Genomic DNA, 23,269 nt, shown 5'->3' on the forward strand with positions numbered 1-23,269 from the left:
ACCGCGCCCACCGCGCCCACCGCGCCCACCGCGCCCACCGCGCCCACCGCGCCCACCGCGCCCACCGCGCCCACCGCGCCCACCGCGCCCACCGCACCCACCGCACCCGGCGCACCCGACGAGGCCCCGCTGCGACTGCTCTCGTCGGGCGCGTGGCTCAGGTTGCAGACGCCGTACGGGACGATCGCCGTGCGCAAGGCGGGGCTCGGGTCGCTGGACGTCAGCGTTCGCTGAGCGTCGGCAGCCGGCTCGGGGTAGGCGTCAGCGGTGTTCGCTGTCGTCCGGCCATACGCCGATGTGGTCATGTTCGAGTTCCAGGGCGACACGGTCGCGCATGCCGAGGGCCTCGGTGTACTCGGCGGGCAACTGGAGCCGGCCGGCCCGGTCGAGCATCGCGTACTCGCGGGCGACCACCGTCTCGTGGCCGGTCGTGGCGTCCACCTCGGTGCGGCGCAGGACCTCCGTGGAGGTACGGCCGTCCCGGATGGCGACCGTCCGGCGGACCTCGGAGGCGACCGCCTGGTCGTGCGTGACGATCACGATGGTCGTGCCGAGACGCTCGTTGGCGGTACGGAAGGCGGCGAAGATCTGCTCGGCGGTGTGTGAGTCGAGTTCACCGGTGGGTTCGTCGGCGAGGAGGACGGAGGGGTCGTTGGCCAGCGCCACGGCGATGGCGACGCGCTGCTGCTGACCGCCGGACATCTGGAACGGGCGCCGGCCCCGGCACTCCGCGACCTCCAGCAACTCCAGCAGCTCCAGGGCACGTTGGGCCTGCGCGCGACGGTCCTTGCGGGACGGTGGGGGAGGCGAGGGCGGGCAGCGGGGACCCGTCCGACGCGCCGTCCTTCGAGGACTTCGAGGGCTCCGAGGGCTCCGAGGGCTCCGAGGGCTTCGTGAGCTTCGTAGGCGTCGAGGGCTTGGCGTCCGCCGGTGCCTTCAACTCGCCCGCGAGGAAGGCCCCGAGGTGTGTGCTCCGCGCCAGCCGGGCGTACCCTCGGGCTCCACGCCGACCAGGGGTACCGTCTCCACGCCGGTCCCCGGCTTCGCCTGGTAGCCGACGCTCAGAGGGGTGACCTCACGTACGCCGGGCGCCGAGCGGAGCTGTGCCGTAAGGCCGATCGATGCCGAGCGTGTCCGTGGGCGTCGCCGCCGGCCGGCCGGGGCCGGTGGAGGTGACGGCACCGGAGGTCTGCCGGCTCAACTGCCAGTACGCGACGGCCGCGACGACCAGCAGGCCGACGTCCGCACCCGCCCGTACCGGCGCGGGGAGCGAGCGGGCACGGCCGCCTTCCGCGGTCTCCTCCCGCCCGGTCAGCGCGGGTACGGTCAGCGCGGGTACGGTCACCGCCAGCGCGCAGCCCAGGGCGGCCGCGACCGCCGTCGCCCACACCGCGCCGGCCGCCGCCGAGGTGTCCAGGCGCAGCCCGATCCGCGACAGCGCCCCCTGTCCGGCCAGCAGCCGCGTCAGCGGCCCGGCGAGCAGCGGCCCGGCGAGCAGCGGCCCGGCGAGCAGCGGCGCGCAGACGACGGCCGGCAGGGCGAGGAGCGAGGCCTCCAGCGCGGCGAGGGCGGCCACCCGCCCGCGCGAGGCGCCACGCGCCCGCAACAGCCGTGTCTCACCGGATCGTTCGACGCTCAGCAGCCGGGCCACGAGCAGCAGCGCATAGCCGGCGAGCAGCGCGAGCTGGAGCGCGACAATCAGCAGCGTCGAACGGGCGACCAGCAACGACCGCTCCACGCGTTCCAGTTCCTCGGGCAACGATGTCGTGACGGCCGTGGTACCGCGCAGCGCGGGGGACTTGAGCAGGGAGCAGGGAGCAGGGAGCGGGGCCCGGCGGTGGCCGCCTCCCGCAGGGTGGCGATCCGTCCGGTCGTCAGTGCCGAGAAGTCGGCGGACGCCAGCCAGGCGGTCGGACCTGAGCTGACCCGCCGCCCGCTTCCGGTGGCCGCGAGCACCGACGGGTCCGCCAGCAACGGCCCGTACGTCGTGAAGTCGAGCTTGCTGACCCCGCGTCCGTGCAGGTCGTCCAACTGCCAGTAAGGCGAGGTGACGCGCACGGGCCGGTAGAGGCCGGTCACCAGGACCCGTACCTTCGGGCCGTCGAACCGGTCGACGAGTGTCAGCCGCGCGCCCGGTTCGACCGCCAGCCGGCGGGCGGCGGTCTCGGGAAGGGCCACCTCGACCTCGTGGCCGCCGGCAAGGTCGCCCGGGGCCCGGGGCGCGCGTCCCTCGACCGTCCGCACCTGGGAGGGGTCCAGCGTCGCGAAGTGCGTGAGATCCGGGTCCTTCGAGCGGGCGGCGGGCTCCTGCGGGGACCTCGGCAGGGCGTAGGGCCCGGACCGGGTCAGCGTCCGCAGCGTCACGGGCAGCCCGTCGAAGGTGCGCCGGGCCCCGTCCCGTACGGCCTGCTCGGCGGCCTCGCGGTCCCCCGCGGGAACATCGGCCTTGACGACCAGCGTCGTGGCCGCGGCGCTCTGCGTATCCGCCCTGCCCGCCCTGCCCGCCGTGCCCGCTGTGCCCGCTGTGCCCGCCCTGCGCGTCGTGCCCGTCGTGGTCGCCGAGGTGTCGAGGAGCGAGTGCCGCAGTGCCGCGTCGCCGATCGCACCCGAGTACGCGGTCAGGGTCGCCAGGACAGCCGTCGTCAGCAGGACGGTGAGCAGCGCGGCGGTCAGCAGTAAACGATGCGCTCGCACACGCAGGAGGACGAACCCCGTCACCCGGCCCTCCGCCGTATCGCCGGACACCCCGGATCTCTGGCGATGTTGTCAGAGGTGAGAGGGCACGGGTAAGCGCTTGAGGACCGGGTTTGACCGGATCGTGACCGGAATCCGGCGACGCACGACCGGAATGCGCGCGTCAGCCAGGGTTGTTCATCCCTCGGTGTTCACCATCGAAGCCGCCGCGTACGTCAGGTAGTTCCACAGTGTGTGCTCGTGCTCCTCGGAGAGGCCGAGCTCTTCGACGGCGACCCGCATGTGCCTCAGCCAGGCGTCGTGAGCCGCCCGGTCGACCGCGAAGGGGGCATGCCGCATCCGCAGCCGGGGATGACCGCGGTTCTCGCTGTACGTGGTCGGACCGCCCCAGTACTGGATCAGGAACAGCGTGAAGCGCTCCTCGGCCGGACCCAGGTCCTCCTCGGGATACATGGGCCGCAGCAGCGGGTCCTCGGCGACACCCTCGTAGAACCGGTGCACCAGGCGCCGGAAGGTCTCCTCGCCGCCGACCTGCTCGTAGAAGGTCTGCTCCTGAAGCGTGCCGCGCCGAATCTCTTTCACACCGTCCATGGTCTCAGACGTGGTCTCGGACGGGCCGACCGAGGACTCGGGACCCAGGGCCCCCGAAGAATCAGCCGGAGAGTCGTCCGAGGGATCTGCCGGACCGAGGGGGCCGGTTCCGGATCGGGCGGCCCCGGCGCTCGCCTCCCGGCCCGTCCCGCAGCACAGTGGGGGTATGAGCGCGTACGCGGTCGACCACGGACTCGACGACCTCGCCGCCACGGCGCGGGCGGCGCTGGTGCGCGAGATCGACGAGAGCGGTGCCTGGGACGCCGACCCCGTCTGGCGGTCGGCCTTCGAGAGCGTCCCCCGCCACCTCTTCGTGCCGTACTACTACGTGGGCGCGGGGGGCCCACAGGGCGGCTACGAGCGCAGATGGGGCGAGGACCCCAGCCCGCGCCGACGCGAGGAGTGGCTGCGCGGGGCGTACGCGGACACCCCGCTGGCCACGCGCATGCGCGACGGCGAGCTGCTGTCGTCCAGCAGCCAGCCCTCCCTGATGGCGAAGATGCTGGCCGAGCTGGCGGTACGGGACGGGGACGCGGTCCTGGAGATCGGCGCGGGCACCGGCTACAACGCGGCGCTGCTCTCGTGCCGGCTGGGTGACGAGCTGGTCACCACGGTCGACCTGGACCCGGAGATCACGGAGTCCGCCCGGCGGCATCTGGCCGCCGCGGGTCACCGGCCCGCCGTCGTGACCGGCGACGGGGCGCGCGGCTGCCCCGAGCGGGCCCCCTTCGACCGTGTCGTCGCCACCTGCGCGCTGAACTCGGTCCCGCGTCCCTGGCTCGCGCAGTGCCGCCCCGGCGCCCGGATCCTCGCCCCGTTCGCCACCGGCCTGATCGCCCTGCGGGTAAGGGACGCCGGGCACGCCGAAGGCCGCTTCCTGCACACGTCCGCGTACTTCGTGCCCCTGCGCGGCGGCAGCCGGACCGGGCGCGAGGCCGCGGACGTGCAGCTCGCCGGCCTGCCGCGGCGGGCCAGGGAGCACGAGCTGTTCCGCTTCCTGCTGACCCTGACCGCGGACGGCCTCACCTCGGACGAGGCGCACGCGCTGTGGGAACACGATGCCTGGCCGGCGCGCGAGCGGTACGGCATCACTGTCACCGGCGACCGCGCGTGGGCGTGGCTGGACGACCCCGAGGGGCCGTACACCTGGCCGCTGCCGTAACCGCTGCGCGGGGCCGTACCGCGCCCGTCAGGGACGGGGAACCGCGCGACCGGCCCGCACCGGCCCTGCACCGGACCGCACCGGCCCCGCACCGGCCCGCGGGCCGGGACCGTGCTCCCGGCGAGGCGCCTGGCCCCGCCGGATCGTGGCCCCGGCGAAGCGCCTAGCCCCGCCGGATCGTGATCGTGGTCCAGGCGCCCACGTGCACCCGGTCGCCGTCCTGGAGCGGGACGGGGACGAACGGCTGGATGGGTTCCTCCGCGCCGTTGACCGTGGTGCCGTTGGTCGAGTTCTGGTCGACCACCGCCCAGCTGCTGTCCGGCTGCTGCACGAGCACCGCGTGCTGGTGCGAGACGCCCGGGTCCTCCGGCGGCACCGACAGATCGATGTCCGGGGTGTCGCCCGTGGAGTGGCGGCGGCGGCCGATCGTGATCTGGTTGCCACCGAGCGGACGCTGCTGTTCCGGCGAGTACGCGGGCAGGTTCAGCCCCGCGGCCTCCGGTCCCGAGCGCTGCATCATCGCCATGAAGTACTCACGGTCGGGCCCGATGGTGATGCTCCACGACAACGACTGCTGCGGCTGTTGCGGCTGCTGCTGGTACCCGGCGGGCGCCTGCGTCGAGCCGGACTGCGGGTAGCCGTAGCCGCCACCGGGTCCGGGCGGGCCACCAGGTGCGGGTGGGCCGCCGGGGCTGCCGGGCGCCGGCGGTGAGATCACCCAGTCGTCCGCGCCACCCCCGAAGGACGGACCGCCCGGCGCCTGCGGACGCCCGGTCTCCTGTGGATACGCGGTCTCCTGCTGATATGCGGGCGGACCGGACTGTCCGAGCTGGCCGGACTGTCCGAGCTGGCCGGGTGGGCCGGACTGTCCGGGCTGCTGGAACCCCTGCGGGGCACCCGGGCCGCCGGGACCGCCCTGGCCCCCGGGACCGTTCGGGCCCCCGAGTCCGTTCGGACCGCCGACGCCGCCGGGACCGCCGGGACCGCCGTACCCACCTTGCCCGCCGGGGCCGGGGCCAGGTCCGCCGGGACCAGGCCCGCCGTACCCGCCAGGACCTCCGGGGCCAGGGCCCCCAGGGCCCGGCGGCGGCGGTACCGGTCGCGACGGATCACCGGGGAAGCCCGAGGGGTCCTCGCCGTAGGGCGGGATCGGCTCCGCGGGCCGGTTCATCTGCGAGGGCCGGGAACCCTGGTAGTCGAAGCCGCCGTGGGTCGGGCCGGACTGCCCGGGAGGCGGCTGCTGCTGGAAGCGGAGCGCGGGGTTCGGCCCGCCGGGACCGCCGGGCCCGCCGGGACCACCCGGACCGGGCCCACCGGGCCCCGGACCGCCAGGCCCGGGACCACCGGGACCGGGCCCCGGGGGACGCGGCGCGGCCGGAGTGTACGAGGTCGCGGTGTTCGTCAGGTAGTTCCACCTGCACTCCTCGCAGAACGGTGCTCCGCCCTCGCGCGGAGTACGGCACTGCGGGCACAGCTCCGCCTCGGGCGCCGGGTCGGGCACCGCGGAGAGGTGCGGCCGGCCACCCTGACCGGGCGGCGGCTGCGAACCGGGCGGCGGATAGCCGTAACCGGCCGCCGGGGGCGGCGGTGGAGGTGGCGGGGGCACGGCACCGGCCATACGGTGACCGCAGACCTCGCACCAGTCGTCGGAACCCGACTGGTGTCCGTTCGGGCAGGTCGGCATGTCGGCGCTTCCCCCTCTCATGTCCGGCCCACCGGGGACCGTAAGTCGTGCAAACCGCGTGCGTGCTGCTCGCGTATTGCTCGCGTACTGCTCGCGTACTGCTACGTACCGTGTGCGTAGTGCTTGCGCACTGCTCTACTTCTTTACACGAACAGTCTTTGTGGACCGTGTTTCGAGAGTCATCTCGTCGGCCTCCGCGACCTTCGCCTTCAATCGCACAGTACCCGCCGCGGCATCGACCACGTCCACCACCTTCGCAAGCAGTTTCGCCGTATCCGCGTTTCCGGAGGCACTCGCGAGCTGAACCGCGCGGCCCAGTTTGGCCGTTGCCCCGTCGGCATCTCCCGCTTTACGCGCATCCAGGCCCTGTTGGATGACTTGCGCCAGTTCCGCCTGACCCGTGTAGTGCGCGACCTGCGGATTGATCGACGTGGACGCCGTCATGTCGTCGGTCCACACGGCCCGTACGAGCCCCTGCGCGCCCAGGGTTTGGGCGGTGCCGTCGCCGTGCGGGATCACCAGGGAGACCCGGGCGGCGAGCATCTCCTGCCCGAGGCCGGCCTCGGGCACCTCCACGCACACGTGGTAGTCGCGGGACTCGTCCCCCCAGGAGCCCGTGGGGTAGTCCCCGGCGCGCGGGCCCGCCTCGGTGCGGCGGTCGGTCAGCGGCTCGACCGTCGGCGCGACCTGCTTGACGAACTTGATGGAGGTGCCGACCGGGGTCCACAGCCGCAGCGCGACGTCCGCGACCTCCTTGCCCATGGCCGTCTCCATCATCTGCGTGAAGTCGGCGGACAGGCCCGCCGGATCGGCCACGATGTCGGCGGTGCCGAGCAGCGCGGACGCGATGGCGGTGACTTCTTTCACTTCCCAGTCCGTGCCGACGCCCCGGGCGTCGGCGGTGAAGCGGCCGGCGGAGGCGTCCAGGGCGGCCTTCAGGTCCTCGGGCGACTCGTGTTCGTTGCGGCCGTCGGTGAGCACGATGCCGTGCCGGATGGTGACGTCCACCGAGGACAGCAGCCGGTCGGCCAGCTGCAGCCAGGTGCCGATCGCGGTGCCGCCGCCCGCGCTGAGCTTGCGCAGCGACTGCTTCGCCTGCTCGCGGGTCCGCGCGTCGGCGACGGCCAGCTCACCGTTGCCCGGGTAGACCTCCTTGGCCACATGCGTCCCGCCGATCACCGCGAAGTGCACGCCGTCCCGCAGGGCGTCGATCGCGGCGGCCGTCGCGTCCCTGGCGCCGCGCATCTTGGTCGGCGGGTAGTCCATGGAGCCGGAACAGTCGACCATGATCGCCACGGCCGCGTCCGGGCTCTGTCCCGGTGTGAACAGGTGGGGTGCCGCGACGGCACTCCCGACCGTGCCGCCGCCGGTGGAGGTCACCGTCACGATCGCGTTGACCTCGCGGCCGCCCTCCGGCAGGTACTCGTTCTGGTAGACCTCCACCGAGAACTGCGGCACGTTCGACTTCGAGAAATTGGCCATGCGTTCTCTGCTCCCCCTCAGGACTCCCACATGCCGTGGGTGATGCCGGCGGGCGGACCGGTCCCCTCCGGCCCCGACCGGGCCGCGGCCCTCGCCGTCCCTGTCGCCCCTACCGCCACTGTCGTCTCTGTCGTCTCTGTCGTCTCAACCGTTTCGTACCGCTTGGGCCTCTTAGGCCGATCCTGCCCCTTGTTGCGGCGCGGGGAACGGAAGGACGGCCACTGTTACGTTGTCGTGGCCCCCGCCGTCCAGGGCGTGGCCCACCAGGACCTGGGCACTGTGCAGCGGCCGGTCCGCGGCGTCGGGCGGGATGACCTCGGCCATTTCCTCGGCGCCCTCCGCGTAGTTCCACAGCCCGTCGCTGCACACCACGACCACACCCGGCCGGTCCGGCTTGAAGGAAGCGGTGTGCGGCTCCAGTTCGTACGCGTCCGCCCCGAGCCAGCCCGTGATGGCGTGGGCGCGCGCGTCCGCGTACGCCTCCGCCTCGCTCATCAGGCCCGCGGCGACCATCTGGGCCGCCCAGGAGTCGTCCTCCGTGAGCCGGGCCGGCGGTGCCGACCGGTCCACGGGCACCCAGTAGACGCGGCTGTCGCCGACCCAGCCGACGACCAGCAGGCTGGGCGTGACGACGGCGCCGACGAACGTGCAGGCCGGGGCGTTCACGTGCGGCTGGTGCTCGTGGGCCGAGGTGGCGGGGTCAGCGAGGGAGTTGACCGCCTCGGCGGCGGCGAGGATCGCGTCGTGCATGGCCTGCTGCGGGTGCGTGCCGCAGGGCAGGGCCGCGAGCAGTGACTCGTTCGCCGTGCGGGAGGCGGCCAGGGAGGCCTCGTCGGGACGGGTCGCCGAGGAGACGCCGTCGCAGACGATCGCGACGACGGCGGGCGAACCGTCGGGCAGCGCGGTCGCGGACACCGTGAACGCGTCCTCGTTGCGGTGGTGGCGCAGACCGCGGTCGCTGACCGCGGCGACCGCGTCCAGCTCCTGCTCCATGTGGTCGCGCTCGCGCGGCTGCGCGTGGCCGCAGTTCTCGCAGTAGCCGTCCCGGTCGACCTGGCCCGCGCGGCACGCCACGCAGACCTTCAGGCCCGCGGTGGGCGTCGCGAGGTCGGCCGTCCGCGGGTCGGCGAGCGGTGCCTCGACCGTGGGCACCTCGACCGTCGGTACGTCGGCCGCCGGAACCTCGGGTGGCAGTGGAGCGGCGAGGGGGTACTCGTCCGGCTCCGCCGCCGAGTGACCGGTCCCGTGGCCCGCCGCGTGGGCCGACGTTTGCCCCGGCCCGTGAGCCGGTGGCCGGGCATGCCCCTGGGCCTGCGGCTGCTCGTGCGGCCGGGTGGGCGACGGGGCCCGCTCCGGCGGCAGGGCGGGCGACTGGGCCTGCGGCTGGACGGGCGACCCGTCGGGCCGGTCGAACCGTACGCCGGGGCTGTCGGAGCCGCCCGACTCGCGGCCCTCGATGTCCGCGGGCAGGACCACGGCCGCCGGGGTGCCCGAGCTGCCGACTTCGGGCGCGACAGGCCAGTCCACGGCGGTCAAGGGGGCCACGGGGGCCACGGGGGCCACGGGGGCCGCGGGAGCCACCCCGGCCGCGGCCGAAGGAGGCCGTGGCGCCGAGCCGTTCATGGTGATCGTGGGATTGTCGTCCGGCGGCGCCGGTGCGGCCGACAGGTCGTAACCGCACGCACCGCAGAAGCGGTCTCCCGACTCCAGCGGTTCCTCACAGCTGGGGCAGGCGGCCAGTTGGGGCATCTGCGACATGAATTACACCCACGTCCGGGGGCGGTAGCGGTTGGCGCGCTCCACCAGATCGATCCTCTCCTCGCCACCCTGGGCGAGCCGGGCCAGTGTCCGGTACGAACGCTCAAGTCCGAAGCGCAGGCCCCGCTCGTCCAGGTCACTGCCGAGCAGTACGGTCCGCGCACCGGTGTTCGACGGGGCGGAACCCTGGATACCGGAGAGTACCCAGTCCAGGGCACAGCCAAGGACCTCTGTGGACAACTGCTCGCGGCGCACCGCGTCAAGGCCGTACCCGTCCAGCGCCTCGACCTGGGCCGCGGCCGAGGTCAGATCGTCCAGGAACGGCGTCACAGGGCTCCCGGAAGCAGCAGGGGCCACAGACTTCCCCGGGGCCCCGGGCGGAGCCCCCGGCGCTTCCGGTGGGCGCGGAACGGCCTCGGCCAGGCGCTGCCTCAGCCGCGCCCGGACCGCGGCGACCCGCGCCGCCGTGTAGTGGATCGAGGACTCCGGCACCGACTCCAGCGTCCGTACGGAGCCGGAGCGGTCGCCCGCCGCGAGCTGGACGCGGGCCAGGCCGAACGCGGCGCTGACATAGCTCGGGTCGGTCGTCCACACCAGCCGGTAGTACTCGGCGGCGTTGTCCAGCTGTCCGAGGACCTCCGCGCACAGGCCGAGGGCCAGCTTGGGCGCGGGCTCACCCGGGAACGCGTCGTAAATCGCGTCGAAGGAAACCGCCGCCACCTCGTGGTCGCGGGCCGCCAGCGCCGCCACGCCCCGGTACCAGACCACCCGCCAGTCGTCGGGCTGGTCCGTCTCCAGCGTTTCGAGCGCCCTGGTCGCCTGGTCGAGCTCGCCCAGCTCCAGGCGGGCCCGCAGCTCGCGCAGCCGCAGCTCCGGGGAGCCGGCGGGCGCCGACCGCAGGGCGCTGATCAGCTCCCCGGGCGCGGACGTCATGAGGCCGGCCAGGAACCCGGCGTTCGGATCGCCGGGGTCGACATGGGGGACCGGGAGCGCGAGCGAGGCGGCCGAGGTGTTCAGCGGCTTGACGAGGGAGGCCGGAGCGGGCACCAGGAGGGGAGAACCGTTCGGTCCCGTCCCCGTCCCCGTCCCCGCCCGCGTCTCCGGTGATCCGTTCGCCCCCGCCGTCACGGCCGGAGCGCCCCTTCTCTCCTGTTTCCCCCGTCTGCCCCGCTTCTCCCGTACGGGCTCCACCCGTACGCCCAGTCGCGACACGTCGCCGCTCAGCTTGCCGAACAACTCCGTGTCCGTGACCTTCAGTTCGGGTCCGAACAGGGTGGACAGCGCGGGCCGCGGCCGGCCCGTCTGCACGGAGACGACCTCGCGCAGCACACCCGTGAGCTGTTCGGCCATCTCCTGCGCGGAGGCGAACCGGCGGGCCGGGTCGGGGTCGGTGGCCCGTACGAGCAGCCGGTAGAACGACTCGTACGTGCGGAAGACCTCGATGTTGTCGGGGTCGGGCAGGGAGTCCACGAACACGTTCGTGTAGCCCTGGAAGTCGAAACTCATGACCGCCAGGGTGCGGGCGACCGTGTACAGGTCGGAGGCGACCGAGGGGCCCACGTCGGCGACCTCCGGGGCCTGGTAGCCGACCGTGCCGTAGATGGCCGACTCGTCGTCGTCCATCCGGCGCACCGCGCCCATGTCGATCAGCTTGAGCTGGTCCTCGGTCTGTATGGCGTTGTCGACCTTGAAGTCGCAGTACAGGAGGTTGCGGCTGTGCAGATGGCCGAGCGCCTCAAGCGCCTCGATGCCGTACGCGCAGGCCTGCTCCACCGGCAGCGGGTCACGCTTGCCGCCCGCGGTGCGGCGGTCGTTGGCGATCTCCTTGAGGGACTTGCCGCCGACGTACTCCATGACGATGTAGCCGTCGAGGGAGCCGGTGCGCTGGTCGAGGTGCTCCACGAAGTTGTAGATCCGCACGATGTTCGCGTGCTCGATCTCGGCGAGGAAGCGGCGCTCGGAGATCGCGGCGGCCATGGCGTCCTGGTCGCCCGTGTCGAGGAGGCCCTTGAGGACCACCCAGCGGTCGGACACCGCCCGGTCGACGGCGAGATAGACCCAGCCGAGCCCGCCGTGCGCGAGACAGCCCATGACCTCGTACTGGCCGTGCACGATGTCGCCGGTCCGCAGCTTCGGCACGAACGAGTACGGGTGGCCGCACTTGGTGCAGAAACCCTCCGTGCGTCCGGACCGCTCCCCGCGCGAACGCCCCACCGGCGCCCCGCAGTCGGAGCGCGAGCAGAATCGCTTCCGCTCCGGAACCTCGGGGTTCTCCTGCACCATCGCGTGCGGGTCGGGCCGCGGCACGCCCGGCACCTGTACGAGGCCGACGCCGAGCCGGCCGCGGCTGGAGGACCCGGCCGCCGAACCGGAGCTGCGCACCGACACCGAACGGCCCGTCGACCGCCCCGAGACGGCCCGCGAGAGGCGGCCCGACACCGAACGCCGGGACTGCGCGGAGCGCGACGAGGAGCGGGCCGACGCACGGGAGCCGGAGCGTGCACTCCCGCTGCCGGAACCGCGCGAGTTCCTGCCGCCCGCCGTGATCCCGGTCGGTGGCGAACCCACCATGCTGGTCGACGAGACGACCGGCGCCAGACCGCAGGTGTCGCAGTACAGCTCGCCGCCGCCCATGTCCTCGTACGACCCGGGGCAGCCGGGCCGCTGACACTGTTTCTGCTGGCTCTGCTGGCTCTGCTGACTCGGCCGGCTCTCGTTCGGCTGACTCATGACTCCCCCCTCCGGTCCTGTGGTCCGCCGTCCCCGGGGACCCTCGGCACCAGTGCTTCGGCGGCGGCCTGCTGGTAGCGCAGCACCGCCTGTTCCGCCACGCGCAGGTCGCAGGGCGCGCTCCACAGCATGCGGCGCGCCGCGTCGTACCGCTCCACCAGCAGCGGATCCTCGGCGAAACCGTGCCGTGCGACCTTCGCCTTGTACGCGTCGAGCCGGCCGCGCAGCTCCGCGCGGACGGCGAGCGGCGCGGTGACCGCGGTCAACGACTCGCGGGCGCGCAGCAGTTCGTCCTCGGCCTTGTCCTCAAGCGACTCCAGCAGGGGCGAGAGACGGTGCCACTGCGCGTGCCTGCGGTACTCGGAGGCCATGGCCAGCTGTTCCTGCAGCGCGGTCGGCGGGCCGCCGACCGCGGGCACCTCGGAGGCGGCGATCTTCGCCAGTACCTCGCCGCGCGCGCTCCTCGCCTCGGCCAGCGTGCGGTCCGCGCGGCTCAGCACGTCCCGCAGCCGCACCAGCCGCGCCTCCGCGTCCTGCCGCACGGTGAGCACGGCGTCGATCTCGCGGCGCACCTCTTCCAGGGCGCGCGCCTCGCGGTCGTAGCGCGTCGTGTCGGGACGGCCGCCGCCCGGCGCCGAACTCCCCTGCGCGGGCGCCCAGAAGGCCAGCGGGTCGGACACCACCTGCTCGCGCAACGACGTCAGCGCGCGGGTGATCCGCTCCAGGTCGTCGCCCGCCGGATGCTCACCGGGCCGTACGCCCACGGAGTGCGCGAGCCTGCGGGTGCGCTGCAGCTCAGCGGCGAGTAGATCTATCCGCGCGGGCAGCGCCGACCAGACGGCGTCGGCCGTGACGACCATGTCCAGCGAGATCGCGTACAACTCGTTCATCCGCTCGACGAGTTCGGCGAGGGTGAAGCGCTCGCTCAGCCGGCCGGTGCCCGCCATCGTGGGCGCGGCGGCCGTGGCGGAGGCGCTGCCGGCCACCGTGACGCTCTCGCCGCGCAGCAGTTCCGTCAGTTCCACCAGGTCGTCGCGGCTCGACCAGCGTCTGCGGGAGCGGATTCCCCGGGCGGAGCGCAGCGCGTCGGCGTACGCGTCGAAGTAGGACCAGAGCAGGGTGATCGACGCCTCGGCGGTTCCCCAGCGCTCCTTGGTCGTGCCCGTGAGCTCGGCACCTTCGAGGAGTCTGCGGCCCGCATGGTCCTGGAGGGCGAGGAGAGAGGTCTCGATGGCCTCGTGCTCCGCGCCGAGCCGCGCCAGCGCACGGTCCACCTCGTCCCGGTCCAGTACCGGCCCGGATGGTCCCGCGACGCCCATCGATCACCCCTCGTTTCCTGTTGCCCGCGCTGGTCTGCCCTGTACCGCTCGTCCTGTACCGCTCGTCCCGCGCCGCCCGTCCCGTGCTGCCCGGTTGCCGTCCCGGTGCGGGACCACCTGCGGAACTACGGGAGTGTCGTGGTCATTTGTACTGGACCGGGGGCGGCCCGGCCGACTCGCCGAGGCTCTCGGCGAGCCACTTGTCGTACGACTTCTGCCAGCCGTCCTTGCGGTAGTCGACCAGGATCTGGTTGACCCGGCGCACCAGGTCGTCGGCGTCCTTCTTCATCGCCACGCCGTAGAACTCGTCCGTGAACGGCTTGCCCTTGAGCCCGACCGTCGGGTCCTGTGCGGCCTGGCTCGCGGCGAGCGCCCCGTCGGTCACCACGGCGTCGGCCTCGCCGAGCTGCAGCCGTACCAGGCAGTCGAGCTGGTTCGGCACGGTGCGGTCCCTGAAGTCGGCGGACGCGGGGAGGGTGCCAGCCTTCTCGGCCGCGTCCAGTGAGTCCCAGGCGGTCGAGCTCTTCGCCGTGCAGATCCTCTTCTTCGCCAGGGACTTGTCGAGCCCGGTGATGTCCGACTTCTTCGGGGCGAGCACCTGCTGGCCGGTCTCGAAGTACGGCGAGGAGAAGGCGACCTGGCCCAGGCGGTCGCAGTTGATCGTCATGGTGCGCACCACCATGTCGACCTTGCCGTCCTGGATCGCCGGGATGCGCTGATCGGTGGGGATGGCCCGGAAGCGGACGTTGTTCGGCTTCGCTCCGACGATCCTGTCCGCGATCTCGTGTGCGAGATCGATGTCGAAACCCTCCAGCTCGGCGTCGTCCGACTCGCTGTTCGGGTCGCGGTAGCCGAAGCGGTAGCTGTTCTGGTCGACACCGACGATCAGGAAGCCGCGCTTCTTGATCTGCTCGACCGTCTCGCCGTTCTGGTCGCCCGAGGACGGTGACAGGCTCTGCTTCTCGGGATCCTCGCACTTCGGAGCCCTGGTCCGGTCGCCGTTGGCCGTGCCCTGCCCGGCGAGGTCCTCGGCGTCGTTCTCGCGTGACTGGGCGACCGGCAGCAGCAGCGCGAAGACCGCCGCCAGGGCACAGACGACCGCCATGGCCCCCACTCCGCCCCAGCCCCTCAGGCTGGCTCGCAGACGTCGCGCGTTCATCGTCATGCCCCCTCTCACCGGTACTCCGACAGCCTGCGCCCGATGCCCAGCACCGCGCCGGCCGCGGCCAGCACGGCGAGCACCGCGGCGCCCACCACGAGGCCGTTCAGCGCGCTCCGGCCGTCACCGGCCGCCTGCTCGAACTCGGCGCGCTCGTGCGTGAGCGCGGCCTTCAGGTTCGTCTCCACGCTGTCGAAGCACTCGCCCGTCGGTTTGTCCGCCCTGGAGCCGATGACCTTGTCGAGCGCTCCCTGGTAGTTGCCCAGCGTGTCCTGCGCGCGGGCTTCCGCGTGCCGTTCCTTCCAGACCTTCATGTTGCCCGTCGCGGCTTCGACCGGCTTCACGCCCGCGCTGTCGTCGGCGAGGTCCTCGGCGGCGGCCAGCTTCGTGGTGAGGTCCTTCATCTGCTGCTCGAAGTCCCAGTCGAACGTGTCGACGGTCTTCTTCCCGCCTTCCGTGACCACGTCCTTGGTCTCCGCGCCGCGGGAGACCAGCGTCAGGTTCTCGTTGCCGCGGGCCTTGAGCGAGGCGAGCCGGGCGTCGTTGAGCGTGTTCATCGAGCGCACACCGTGGTCGTACGACTCGTTCAGCCCGGCGCGGGCGACGGTGTGGCCGACGACCAGCCAGAGCAGGACGACCGTGGTGGCCGCGGTGGCGGCGGCCAGGCCGTGGTTCAGTACGCGGTTGGTCCGGCGGTAGTTGCGCCGCTGGGCCCACACGAGGCCGCCGACGGCCACGACACCGGCGCCGATCGCGATCCACGGATAGGGCGTCGCGTCGTCGTAGTCGGAGCGCAGCCGCTGGTTCTCCACCTTGTAGAGGCGCTCGGCGTCCGCGAGCATGATCTGCATCTTCGCGTTCGCGTACCGCAGGTAGGCGCCGCCGAGGGGGTAGCCCTGCCGGTTGTTGGCGCGGGCCCGCTCGACCAGGCCCTTGTACTCGGGAAGCATCGTGTTGAGCTCGGTGATGGTCTTCGCCGAGGTGGAACCCGGTTCGGAGTTGGCCGCCGCGGTCACCAGCTTCTCCGCGGCCAGGCTGATGTCGTCCTCGTACCGCTTGCGGGTCTTGGCCGGCTCCTGGCCGCCCGCGAGGAAGCCGCTGGACGCCGCCGTGTTGGCGTCGGCGAGGGAACGGTAGATGTCCGCCGCGTCGGCGCTCAGCGGCTGGCTGCTGTGCAGCACGTCGTCCGCGGCGGCCGAACGCTCCGTCATCTCCCAGGCGGTGACCGCGCCGAACGCGACCACCAGGACGGCGAGCACGGCGCCGATGATGCGCAGCCGCCCGGGCTCGGTGGTCGCCCCGGCCCGCAGCCGGTCGACGCCCTCCGCCCATGCCGTGCGCCGCGGGGGCCCGGCCCCGGGCACCCCCGGCCGGCCCTGCGGCCCCGGTGGCGGGACCTGCGGCGGGACCGCGGGCGACGCGCCCGCCCGCCCCCGCGGTGGCGCCGCGGTGCTCTGCTGCTGGTGTGTCACCTGACCTCCCCCATGGTCGTCGCCGGTCACCTCCGCCCGGCGCCGGGGAGCACGGGAAGAGACGCACGGCCGCAAGTATCGCCGCCGGGGCCGACATCCGAACAGGCCTTGACGCGATCTTGGTCGGATTGCGGCCCGGCGAAGATCCCGCACCACCCCTGTTCATGAATACGCCAACCCGAACTGTTCGGTTCCCGGCGTGCTCAGACCCTCTCGTAGAACTCCCTCACGCGGGCGTGCGCCCGAGCCGGGGCGCCCTGGCGGTCAAGGCCGAGGAGCGCGGCTCCCAGGACCGGCCGGGCGGTGACGACCCGGGGCACGGCCTTGGGGGCACGCTCGGCCAGCAGCTGCCGTACGCGGTCGTCGAGTTGGGGGTGGCGGGCGGCCAGCACACCCCCGCCGAGCAGGACCGGCGCCTCCTCGCCCAGCAGGTCGAGGCGGGTCAAGGCGACGACCGCCATGCACACCACCTCGTCCGCCAGCCGGTCGACGAGCGCGCGGGCCACCGGGTCGCCGTCCGCGGCCGTGGCGAACAGGACCGGCGTCAGCTCGTGGCGCCGCACGTCCTCGATGTGACCGAGATGCAGGGCCTCGATCAGCGCGTACATCGTGCTCAGGCCGAAGTGCGCGGGCAGGGCGCGGGCCAGTTCGGTCGCGGCGCCCCGCCCGTCCTCGGCGCGCGCCGCGTGCCACAGCGCCTCCTCGGCCAGGCCGGAGCCGCCGCCCCAGTCACCGGACAGGCGGCCCAGGGCGGGGAAGCGGGCGACCCGGCCGTCGGGCCGCATGCCCACGCAGTTGATACCCGCGCCGCACACCACGGCGACACCCCGCGGCTCCTCGACACCGGCCCGCAGTATCGCGAACGTGTCGTTGCGGACGTCCACGGTCGTCCCCCACGCGCGCGCGTGCAGCGCGGCGGCCAACTGTTCCTCCTCCACGGGCAGATCGGCGTTGGCGAGGCACGCGGAGACATGGCCGACGGCGGTGACGCCCGCCGCGGCGAAGGCCCGTCCGACGGCGTCGGCGAGCGTGTCCACCGCCTCCCGGACGCCGACGACGGGAGGCCGGAACCCGCCGCCGCGCGCCGTGGCGAGCACGTTCCCGTCGCCCGCCACGACCGCGACGTCGGTCTTGCTGTTCCCCGCGTCCACGGCGAGGACGGTGTGTTCGGGCCCCGTGCCGGCGCTGGGGACGGACGCGGTCATGCCCACGCGAGGTGCTCCCGGTTGTGCGCGATCAGCCGGTCGGTGAGGCCGTCGGCGAGTGCGTACTGGCCGACCAGGGGATGGGCGAGCAGCGCCCGGAACACCCGCTCGCGGCCCCCGCGCAGAGCGGCCTCCAGGGCCAGGTCCTCGTACGCGGTCACGTTCGCCATCAGCCCCGCGAACAGCGGGTCCACCGGCGCCACGGGCAGCGGGGCGGCGCCGGAGTGCCCGACCGCCGCCTGCACCTCGATCACGGCGTCGTCGGGCAGGAACGGCAGCGTCCCCCGGTTGTACGTGTTCACCACCTGGTACGGGCTGCCACCCCCGCCCAGCAGGGACGCGGCGAGGTCGACGGCCGCCTCCGAGTAGTAGGCCCCGCCCCGCTCGCCCAGCAGCGCCGGCTTCTCGTCGAGCGCCGGGTCGCCGTACATCCTCAGCAACTCCCGCTCCATCCCGGCCACTTCCGCGGCCCGCGAGGGTTTCGTACCCAGCTCCCGTACGACTTCGTCGTGCGCGTAGAAGTAGCGCAGGTAGTAGGACGGGACGACTCCCAGGCGGTCCAGGACGCCGCTCGGCAGGCGCAGGTCCTCGGCGAGGGCGTCGCCGTGCTCGGCGAGCAGCTTCGGCAGGACGTTCTCGCCCTCGGGGCCGCCCAGTCGCACATGGGTTTCCCAGGTGAGGTGGTTGAGGCCCACATGGTCCAGATGCAGATCGGTGGCGTCGACCCCGAGCAGTCCGGCGAACTTCCGCTGGAATCCGATCGCCACGTTGCACAGTCCGACCGCTCTGTGACCGGCCTGGAGGAGGGCGCGGGTCACGATGCCGACGGGGTTGGTGAAGTCGATGATCCAGGCGTCCGGGTTGGCGCGCCGGACGCGCTCGGCGATGTCGAGCACCACCGGGACCGTCCGCAGCGCCTTGGCGAGGCCGCCCGCGCCGGTGGTCTCCTGGCCGACGCAGCCGCACTCCAGCGGCCAGGTCTCGTCCTCGTTGCGGGCGGCCTGGCCGCCGACGCGGAGCTGGAGCAGCACGGCGTCGGCGCCGTCCACGCCCGCGTCGAGGTCGTCGGTCGTGGTGATCCGCCCGGGGTGCCCCTGCTTGGCGAAGATGCGCCGGGCCAGCCCGCCCACGAGTTCCAGACGGTCGAGCGCCGGGTCGACGAGGACCAGCTCCTCGACGGGCAGGGTGTCGCGCAACCTCGCGAACCCGTCGATGAGTTCAGGGGTGTAGGTGGAACCTCCGCCCACTACTGCGAGTTTCATTCTCAGCCCTTCACTCCGGTGAGCGTGACGCCCTCGACGAACGCCTTCTGTGCGAAGAAGAACACGAGGATCACGGGTGCCATGACCAGGACGGTCGCGGCCATCGTCAGATTCCAGTCGGTGTGGTGCGCGCCCTTGAAGGACTCCAGGCCGTAGCTCAGGGTCCAGGCGCCGGGGTTCTCGGACGCGTAGATCTGCGGCCCGAAGTAGTCGTTCCAGGCGTAGAAGAACTGGAAGAGCGCGACGGCCGCGATCCCGGGCCTCGCCATCGGCAGGACGACCTTCAACAGGGTCTTCAGGTCCCCGCAGCCGTCGACCTTCGCCGCGTCCAGGTACTCGTTAGGGATCGTCATCAGGAACTGCCGCAGCAGGAAGATGGAGAACGCGTCGCCGAACGCCATCGGGATGATCAGCGGCCACAGCGTGCCCGACAGATCCAGCTGCTTCGCCCAGAACAGGTACATCGGGATGATGACGACCTGCGGCGGCAGCATCATCATCGAGATGACCAGCATCAGCGACAGGTTCCGGCCACGGAAGCGGAACTTGGCGAGCGCGTACGCCACCGGGATCGAGGACGCGACCGTCAGCGCGGTGCCGGCGCCCGCGTACAGGAGGGTGTTGCGCCACCACGTCAGGAATCCGGGTGTGTCGAAGACCTTCGTGTAGTTGCCCCACTCCCAGGTGTCCGGGACCAGGTCCCTGGTGAGCGTCTGGTCGTCGCTCATCAGCGAGGTCAGGACGACGAACACGAAGGGCAGCACGAAGAACAGCGCGGCGGCGACGCCGAGCGCGTGCACGGCGATCCACTCCAGGAGCGCCTTGCGGCGGGCGGTGCGCTCGGCGGGCGTGACGGGCGCTGTCCTCGACTCGGGCGCCCTTTCCCGTACCTGTGTTCCGGTCGCTCGGGCCATGGTCAGTCACCTGCCTGGATGAGACCGCCGCGGCGCCGCATCAGGAACGCGGTGAACGCCATGGACAGTGCGAACAGCACCAGCGCGACCACGCACGCGGAGCCGTAGTCGAACCGCTGGAAGCCGAGGTTGTAGACGAGCTGCGGCAGGGTGAGCGTCGACTTGTCGGGGTATCCCGGTTCGAACTGCTGGCCCGAGCCGCCGATGATCCCGGAGGCGACCTTCCCCGCGACCAGCGGCTGCGTGTAGTACTGCATCGTCTGGATGACCCCCGTGACCACGGCGAACATCACGATCGGCGAGATGTTCGGCAGCGTCACGAACCGGAACCGCTGCCAGGCCGACGCGCCGTCCAGCTCGGCCGCCTCGTACTGCTCCTTCGGTACGTCGAGCAGCGCGGCCATGAAGATGACCATCAGGTCGCCGACGCCCCACAGGGCGAGCATGGTGAGGGCGGGCTTGGACCAGGCGGCGTCCGTGAACCAGCCGGGCGTCGGCAGGCCGAGGTCGCCGAGGACCGAGTTGACCGGCCCCGTACCCGGGTTGAGCAGGAACACGAAGGCCAGCGTGGCGGCGACCGGCGGCGCGAGATAGGGCAGATAGAACAGCGTGCGGAAGACGCCCGTGCCGGTCCTGATCTTCGTGATCAGCAGGCCGATCCCGAGGCCGAAGGCGACCCGGAAGGTGACCATGACGAGCACCAGCCACACGGTGTTGCGCAGCGCCGGCCAGAACATGGGGTAGTCGTTGAAGACGTAACTCCAGTTCTCCAGACCCCGGAACTCCGGGACGCCGAAGCCGTCGTACCTCATGAACGAGAAGTACACGGTCGAGATCAGCGGGTACGCGAAGAAGACGCTGAAGCCGATCAGCCACGGCGACATGAAGGCGGCCGTGCGCAGCGCCTGTCCGCGGTGTTTCGCACGCAGTGTGAGCGTGGACGTGGAGGGGGGAATGGTGGACATCGGGCGCTACTTCGCCTGCTCGATGTCACGGTCGATCTGGTCGGCGGTCCTCTTCAGACCGGCCTGCAGATCCTTCGCCTTGCCGGACTCGTACTGGAAGCCGAAGTCCTGCAGGGTCGTCTGGTACGTCGAGCCGTTGACGGAGGCCGGCGGGGTGTTCGACCGCGGGTGCTGAGCGATGTCCACGAAGGTCTTGAAGCCGTCCTCGACCTTCAGGTCGGGCGACTTCAGCGCGTCGAACGTGGACGGCACGTTGTGGATGGCGTTGGCGAACGACACGACGGCCTCGGTGTCGGTCGTCATGTACTTCATCAGTTCCCAGGCCGCGTTCTGCTTCTTGCTCTGCGGCGCGATGCCCATGATCGTGCCGGAGAGGAACCCCTTGCCGTACTCGTCCACCTCGTCGTCGGCGACGGGCATCGGGGCGGTGCCGATCTCGAACCCCACCCCCGCGTCCTCGGCCATTCCCAGCCGCCACTCGCCGTCGAGCTGCATGGCCACCTGGCCGGTCTGGAAGGGGTGCTTGGCGCCCCACTCGTCGCCGAACGTGTTGCGGTACCTCTCCAGTTTCTGGAAACCGCCGAGATCGTCGACGAGCTTCTTCTGGTATGTGAACATCTCGGCGAAGGCGGGGTCCTTCGCGATGTTCGACTTGCCGTCCTTGTCGAAGTAGGAGTGGTCCCACTGCGACATGTAGTGGTCCACGACGGTCTCGTAACCGTGGTAGTTCGGCATGAAACCGAGCCGCGCGTACGAGTCGCCCTTGCCCTTCGTCAGCTTCTTCGCGTCCTCGGCGAACTGCGACCAGGTCTTCGGGGGCGTCTTGATGCCGGCCGCCTCGAAGGCGTCCTTGTTGTAGTAGAGGCCGTACGCGTCGCCGAGCAGCGGCAGCGCACACCGGGTGCCCTCGAACTGCGTGTACTCCAGCATCGGCTTCGGGATGATCGCGTCGAGGTCGAGCTTCGACTTCTCGATGAACGGCTGCAGATCGGCGAAGGCGCCGGACGAGCAGAACTTGCCGACGTTGGACGTGGTGAACGACGACACCACGTCGGGTCCGTTCGAACCGCCCGCGCGCAGCGCCTGGTTGAGCTTGTCGTCGTTGATGTTGCCGACGACCTTCACCTTGATGTTGGGGTGCGCCTTCTCGAAGCGGGCGATGTTCTCCTGGACCGCCTTCACCTCGGCGGGCGCGCTCCAGCCGTGCCAGAACGTGATCGTGGTCCTGGCGTTCGGGTCGTCCGTGGCACCGGAGCCGGACTGGCCGGTACAGCCGGTGGCGAGGAGGGCTATCGACGCGGCGGCGAGCACCGCTTTACGGGGCATTCCGGGCATGGCGGGGTCTCCCTATGAGCAGGGCGGGCTGGACGGGGGAAGAGAGCGGTGCGAGAGGAAGGGCTGTTCAGTGGCCCTTCAGCGGGCCGTTCGGTGGGCTGTTCGGTGGGCTGTTCAGTGGGCCGAGGTGTCGAAGACCTCGTCGCGGGTGGCGGCGAGCGCGCTCTCCAGCGCGCCGCGCAGCACGGGCTGTTCACGGACGTCGCCGACGACGAGGCGCGGCCGGGACGCGGCCAGCTCCTCCAGTTCGGCCTGCACCAGCGCGCGCAGGGGTTCGCCGCCCCGGCTGAGCGAGGCGCCGCTGAGGATCACGAGTTCGGGGTCGAGGACGGAGACGAGCGAGGCGAGACCGGTGGCGAGACCGGTCGCGTACGTCTGCAGAAGCTCCCGGTGAGGGCCGGCGTTGATGTCCGCGGCCTGCTCGACGAGGGCGGCGGCGACCTCGCTGTACGGGCCCGTGGGGATGGGCCGGATACCGAGGTCGCGGGCGAGCTTCGGGATGGCCTGGGAACCGGCCAGTTCCTGGTAGCCACCGCTGTTGGCCTTGGTGACGTGCCGTACGAGCGGCGCGCCGGGTACGGGCAGGAAGCCGACCTCGCCCGCGCCGCCGGTCCAGCCGCGGTGCAGCCGTCCGCCGAGCACGAGGGCGGCGCCCAGACCCCCCTCGTTCCACAGCAGGACGAAGTCCTCGTGGCCCCGGGCGGCGCCGAGCCGCTGTTCGGCGACGGCGGCGAGGTTGACGTCGTTCTCGTACTCGACGGGCATCGGCAGCGCTGCCGCGAGCTCGTCGAGCAGGGCGGGGGAGTGCCAGCCGGGCAGGTGGGAGGCGTAGCGCAGCCGGCCCGTGTTCGGGTCGAAGGCGCCGGGGGTGCCGATGACGAGCCGCTGGACGTCGGCCCGGACCAGCCCCGCCGCCTTCACCGCGCCGTCGAGGGCGTCGGTGACCTGCCGTACGACGGTGTGGGCCGGGCGCCGGCCGGGGGTGGGCAGCTCGTACTCACCCACCGTCCTTCCCGTCACATCGGCGACGGCGGCGAGGATCCGCTCGGGGGTCACGTCGAGCCCGGCGGCGTACGCGGCGGCCGGATTCACCGCGTACAGCTGGGCGTTGGGACCGGGCCGCCCCTCGCTGGTGCCGGTGACGAGGACGAGTCCCGCCGCCTCCAGCCGGGCGAGCAGCTGGGAGGCGGTCGGCTTCGAGAGCCCCGTGAGCTTGCCGATCCGGGTCCGGGACAGCGGGCCGTGCTCCAGCAGGAGATCGAGCGCGGCGCGGTCGTTCATGGCGCGCAGCACGCGGGGGGTGCCCGGGGTACCGGATGGTGCTGCCATGACTGTCGACACCTGCCTTTCGGCTGCCCAGCTTCCCAGTGTGATTACCGGAAAGTCCACCGAGGGGTCACCGCGAGCGATCACTGTTAGGGATCACCGCGAGGGAACACTGTTAGGAAACTTTCCTATCTGTGGGAGGAAGGTAGGCCGGGGGCGGGGGAGGCGTCAACAGGTCGCCCCCGCGGCAACGGAGTCGTTACCTGCGGGG

15 protein-coding genes and 3 pseudogenes are annotated in these 23,269 nt (G+C 72.2%); 2 read left to right on the forward strand and 16 right to left on the reverse strand.

The features are described from left to right. Positions 1–234 (forward strand): annotated as a pseudogene (locus tag ACIOKD_RS23110) (hypothetical protein); the annotation flags it as partial. Between the two features lie 27 nt (positions 235–261). Here ACIOKD_RS23110 and ACIOKD_RS23115 read toward each other — a convergent pair. The 3 genes and pseudogenes from ACIOKD_RS23115 to ACIOKD_RS23125 all read right to left on the reverse strand — a co-directional run. Continuing rightward, a pseudogene (locus ACIOKD_RS23115) lies at positions 262–831 on the reverse strand (ATP-binding cassette domain-containing protein); the annotation flags it as partial. Between the two features lie 265 nt (positions 832–1,096). Beyond that, positions 1,097–2,718, reverse strand: a pseudogene (locus ACIOKD_RS23120) (hypothetical protein); the annotation flags it as partial. A gap of 153 nt (positions 2,719–2,871) precedes the next feature. Next, positions 2,872–3,285 carry a globin gene (locus ACIOKD_RS23125; protein WP_402087055.1) on the reverse strand — a complete coding sequence of 138 codons (414 nt, stop codon included), beginning with the start codon at positions 3,283–3,285 and terminating at the stop codon, positions 2,872–2,874. A gap of 166 nt (positions 3,286–3,451) precedes the next feature. Here ACIOKD_RS23125 and ACIOKD_RS23130 point away from each other — a divergent pair, with 166 nt between their 5' ends. Beyond that, positions 3,452–4,447, forward strand: a complete 996-nt coding sequence (locus ACIOKD_RS23130) for a methyltransferase domain-containing protein (RefSeq protein ID WP_402087058.1) — start codon at positions 3,452–3,454, stop codon at positions 4,445–4,447. 163 nt (positions 4,448–4,610) lie between these two features. Here the strand turns inward: ACIOKD_RS23130 and ACIOKD_RS23135 are convergent, their stop codons facing one another. The 13 genes from ACIOKD_RS23135 to ACIOKD_RS23195 form a co-directional block, all read right to left on the reverse strand. Next, positions 4,611–6,131 carry an FHA domain-containing protein gene (locus ACIOKD_RS23135; RefSeq protein WP_402087061.1) on the reverse strand — a complete coding sequence of 507 codons (1,521 nt, stop codon included), beginning with the start codon at positions 6,129–6,131 and terminating at the stop codon, positions 4,611–4,613. Between the two features lie 135 nt (positions 6,132–6,266). After that, complete coding sequence (locus ACIOKD_RS23140; protein WP_402087063.1) at positions 6,267–7,613, reverse strand: VWA domain-containing protein; 1,347 nt, start codon at positions 7,611–7,613, stop codon at positions 6,267–6,269. Between the two features lie 171 nt (positions 7,614–7,784). Continuing rightward, the gene (locus ACIOKD_RS23145; RefSeq protein WP_402087065.1) at positions 7,785–9,371 is read right to left on the reverse strand and encodes a protein phosphatase 2C domain-containing protein; all 1,587 of its coding nucleotides are present in this window, start codon (positions 9,369–9,371) and stop codon (positions 7,785–7,787) included. 3 nt (positions 9,372–9,374) lie between these two features. Further along, on the reverse strand, positions 9,375–12,101 hold the full coding sequence (locus ACIOKD_RS23150) for a tetratricopeptide repeat protein (protein ID WP_402087068.1): 2,727 nt from the start codon (positions 12,099–12,101) through the stop codon (positions 9,375–9,377). After that, positions 12,098–13,420 carry a hypothetical protein gene (locus ACIOKD_RS23155; protein WP_402087071.1) on the reverse strand — a complete coding sequence of 441 codons (1,323 nt, stop codon included), beginning with the start codon at positions 13,418–13,420 and terminating at the stop codon, positions 12,098–12,100. Before ACIOKD_RS23155 ends, ACIOKD_RS23150 begins: the two co-directional genes overlap by 4 nt. A gap of 142 nt (positions 13,421–13,562) precedes the next feature. Next, positions 13,563–14,579, reverse strand: a complete 1,017-nt coding sequence (locus tag ACIOKD_RS23160) for a glutamate ABC transporter substrate-binding protein (RefSeq protein ID WP_402087074.1) — start codon at positions 14,577–14,579, stop codon at positions 13,563–13,565. Between the two features lie 14 nt (positions 14,580–14,593). Further along, on the reverse strand, positions 14,594–16,051 hold the full coding sequence (locus ACIOKD_RS23165) for a hypothetical protein (protein ID WP_402087078.1): 1,458 nt from the start codon (positions 16,049–16,051) through the stop codon (positions 14,594–14,596). Between the two features lie 203 nt (positions 16,052–16,254). Further along, a complete protein-coding gene (locus tag ACIOKD_RS23170) occupies positions 16,255–17,256 on the reverse strand; it encodes an N-acetylglucosamine kinase (protein WP_402087081.1) in 1,002 nt (333 codons plus the stop codon). Next, on the reverse strand, positions 17,253–18,518 hold the full coding sequence (locus ACIOKD_RS23175; protein WP_402087084.1) for a 6-phospho-beta-glucosidase: 1,266 nt from the start codon (positions 18,516–18,518) through the stop codon (positions 17,253–17,255). Before ACIOKD_RS23175 ends, ACIOKD_RS23170 begins: the two co-directional genes overlap by 4 nt. Before the next feature lie 2 nt (positions 18,519–18,520). Next, positions 18,521–19,432 carry a carbohydrate ABC transporter permease gene (locus ACIOKD_RS23180; protein ID WP_402087086.1) on the reverse strand — a complete coding sequence of 304 codons (912 nt, stop codon included), beginning with the start codon at positions 19,430–19,432 and terminating at the stop codon, positions 18,521–18,523. A gap of 2 nt (positions 19,433–19,434) precedes the next feature. Continuing rightward, complete coding sequence (locus ACIOKD_RS23185) at positions 19,435–20,397, reverse strand: carbohydrate ABC transporter permease (protein WP_402087089.1); 963 nt, start codon at positions 20,395–20,397, stop codon at positions 19,435–19,437. A gap of 6 nt (positions 20,398–20,403) precedes the next feature. After that, positions 20,404–21,732, reverse strand: a complete 1,329-nt coding sequence (locus ACIOKD_RS23190) for an ABC transporter substrate-binding protein (RefSeq protein ID WP_402087092.1) — start codon at positions 21,730–21,732, stop codon at positions 20,404–20,406. A gap of 114 nt (positions 21,733–21,846) precedes the next feature. Continuing rightward, positions 21,847–23,061 (reverse strand): ROK family protein, encoded by a 1,215-nt coding sequence (locus ACIOKD_RS23195; protein WP_402087095.1) that lies wholly within the window; start codon positions 23,059–23,061, stop codon positions 21,847–21,849. Positions 23,062–23,269 lie beyond the last annotated feature (208 nt).

It is taken from the genome of Streptomyces sp. NPDC087844 (genome assembly GCF_044742785.1).
Classification (GTDB): domain Bacteria; phylum Actinomycetota; class Actinomycetes; order Streptomycetales; family Streptomycetaceae; genus Streptomyces.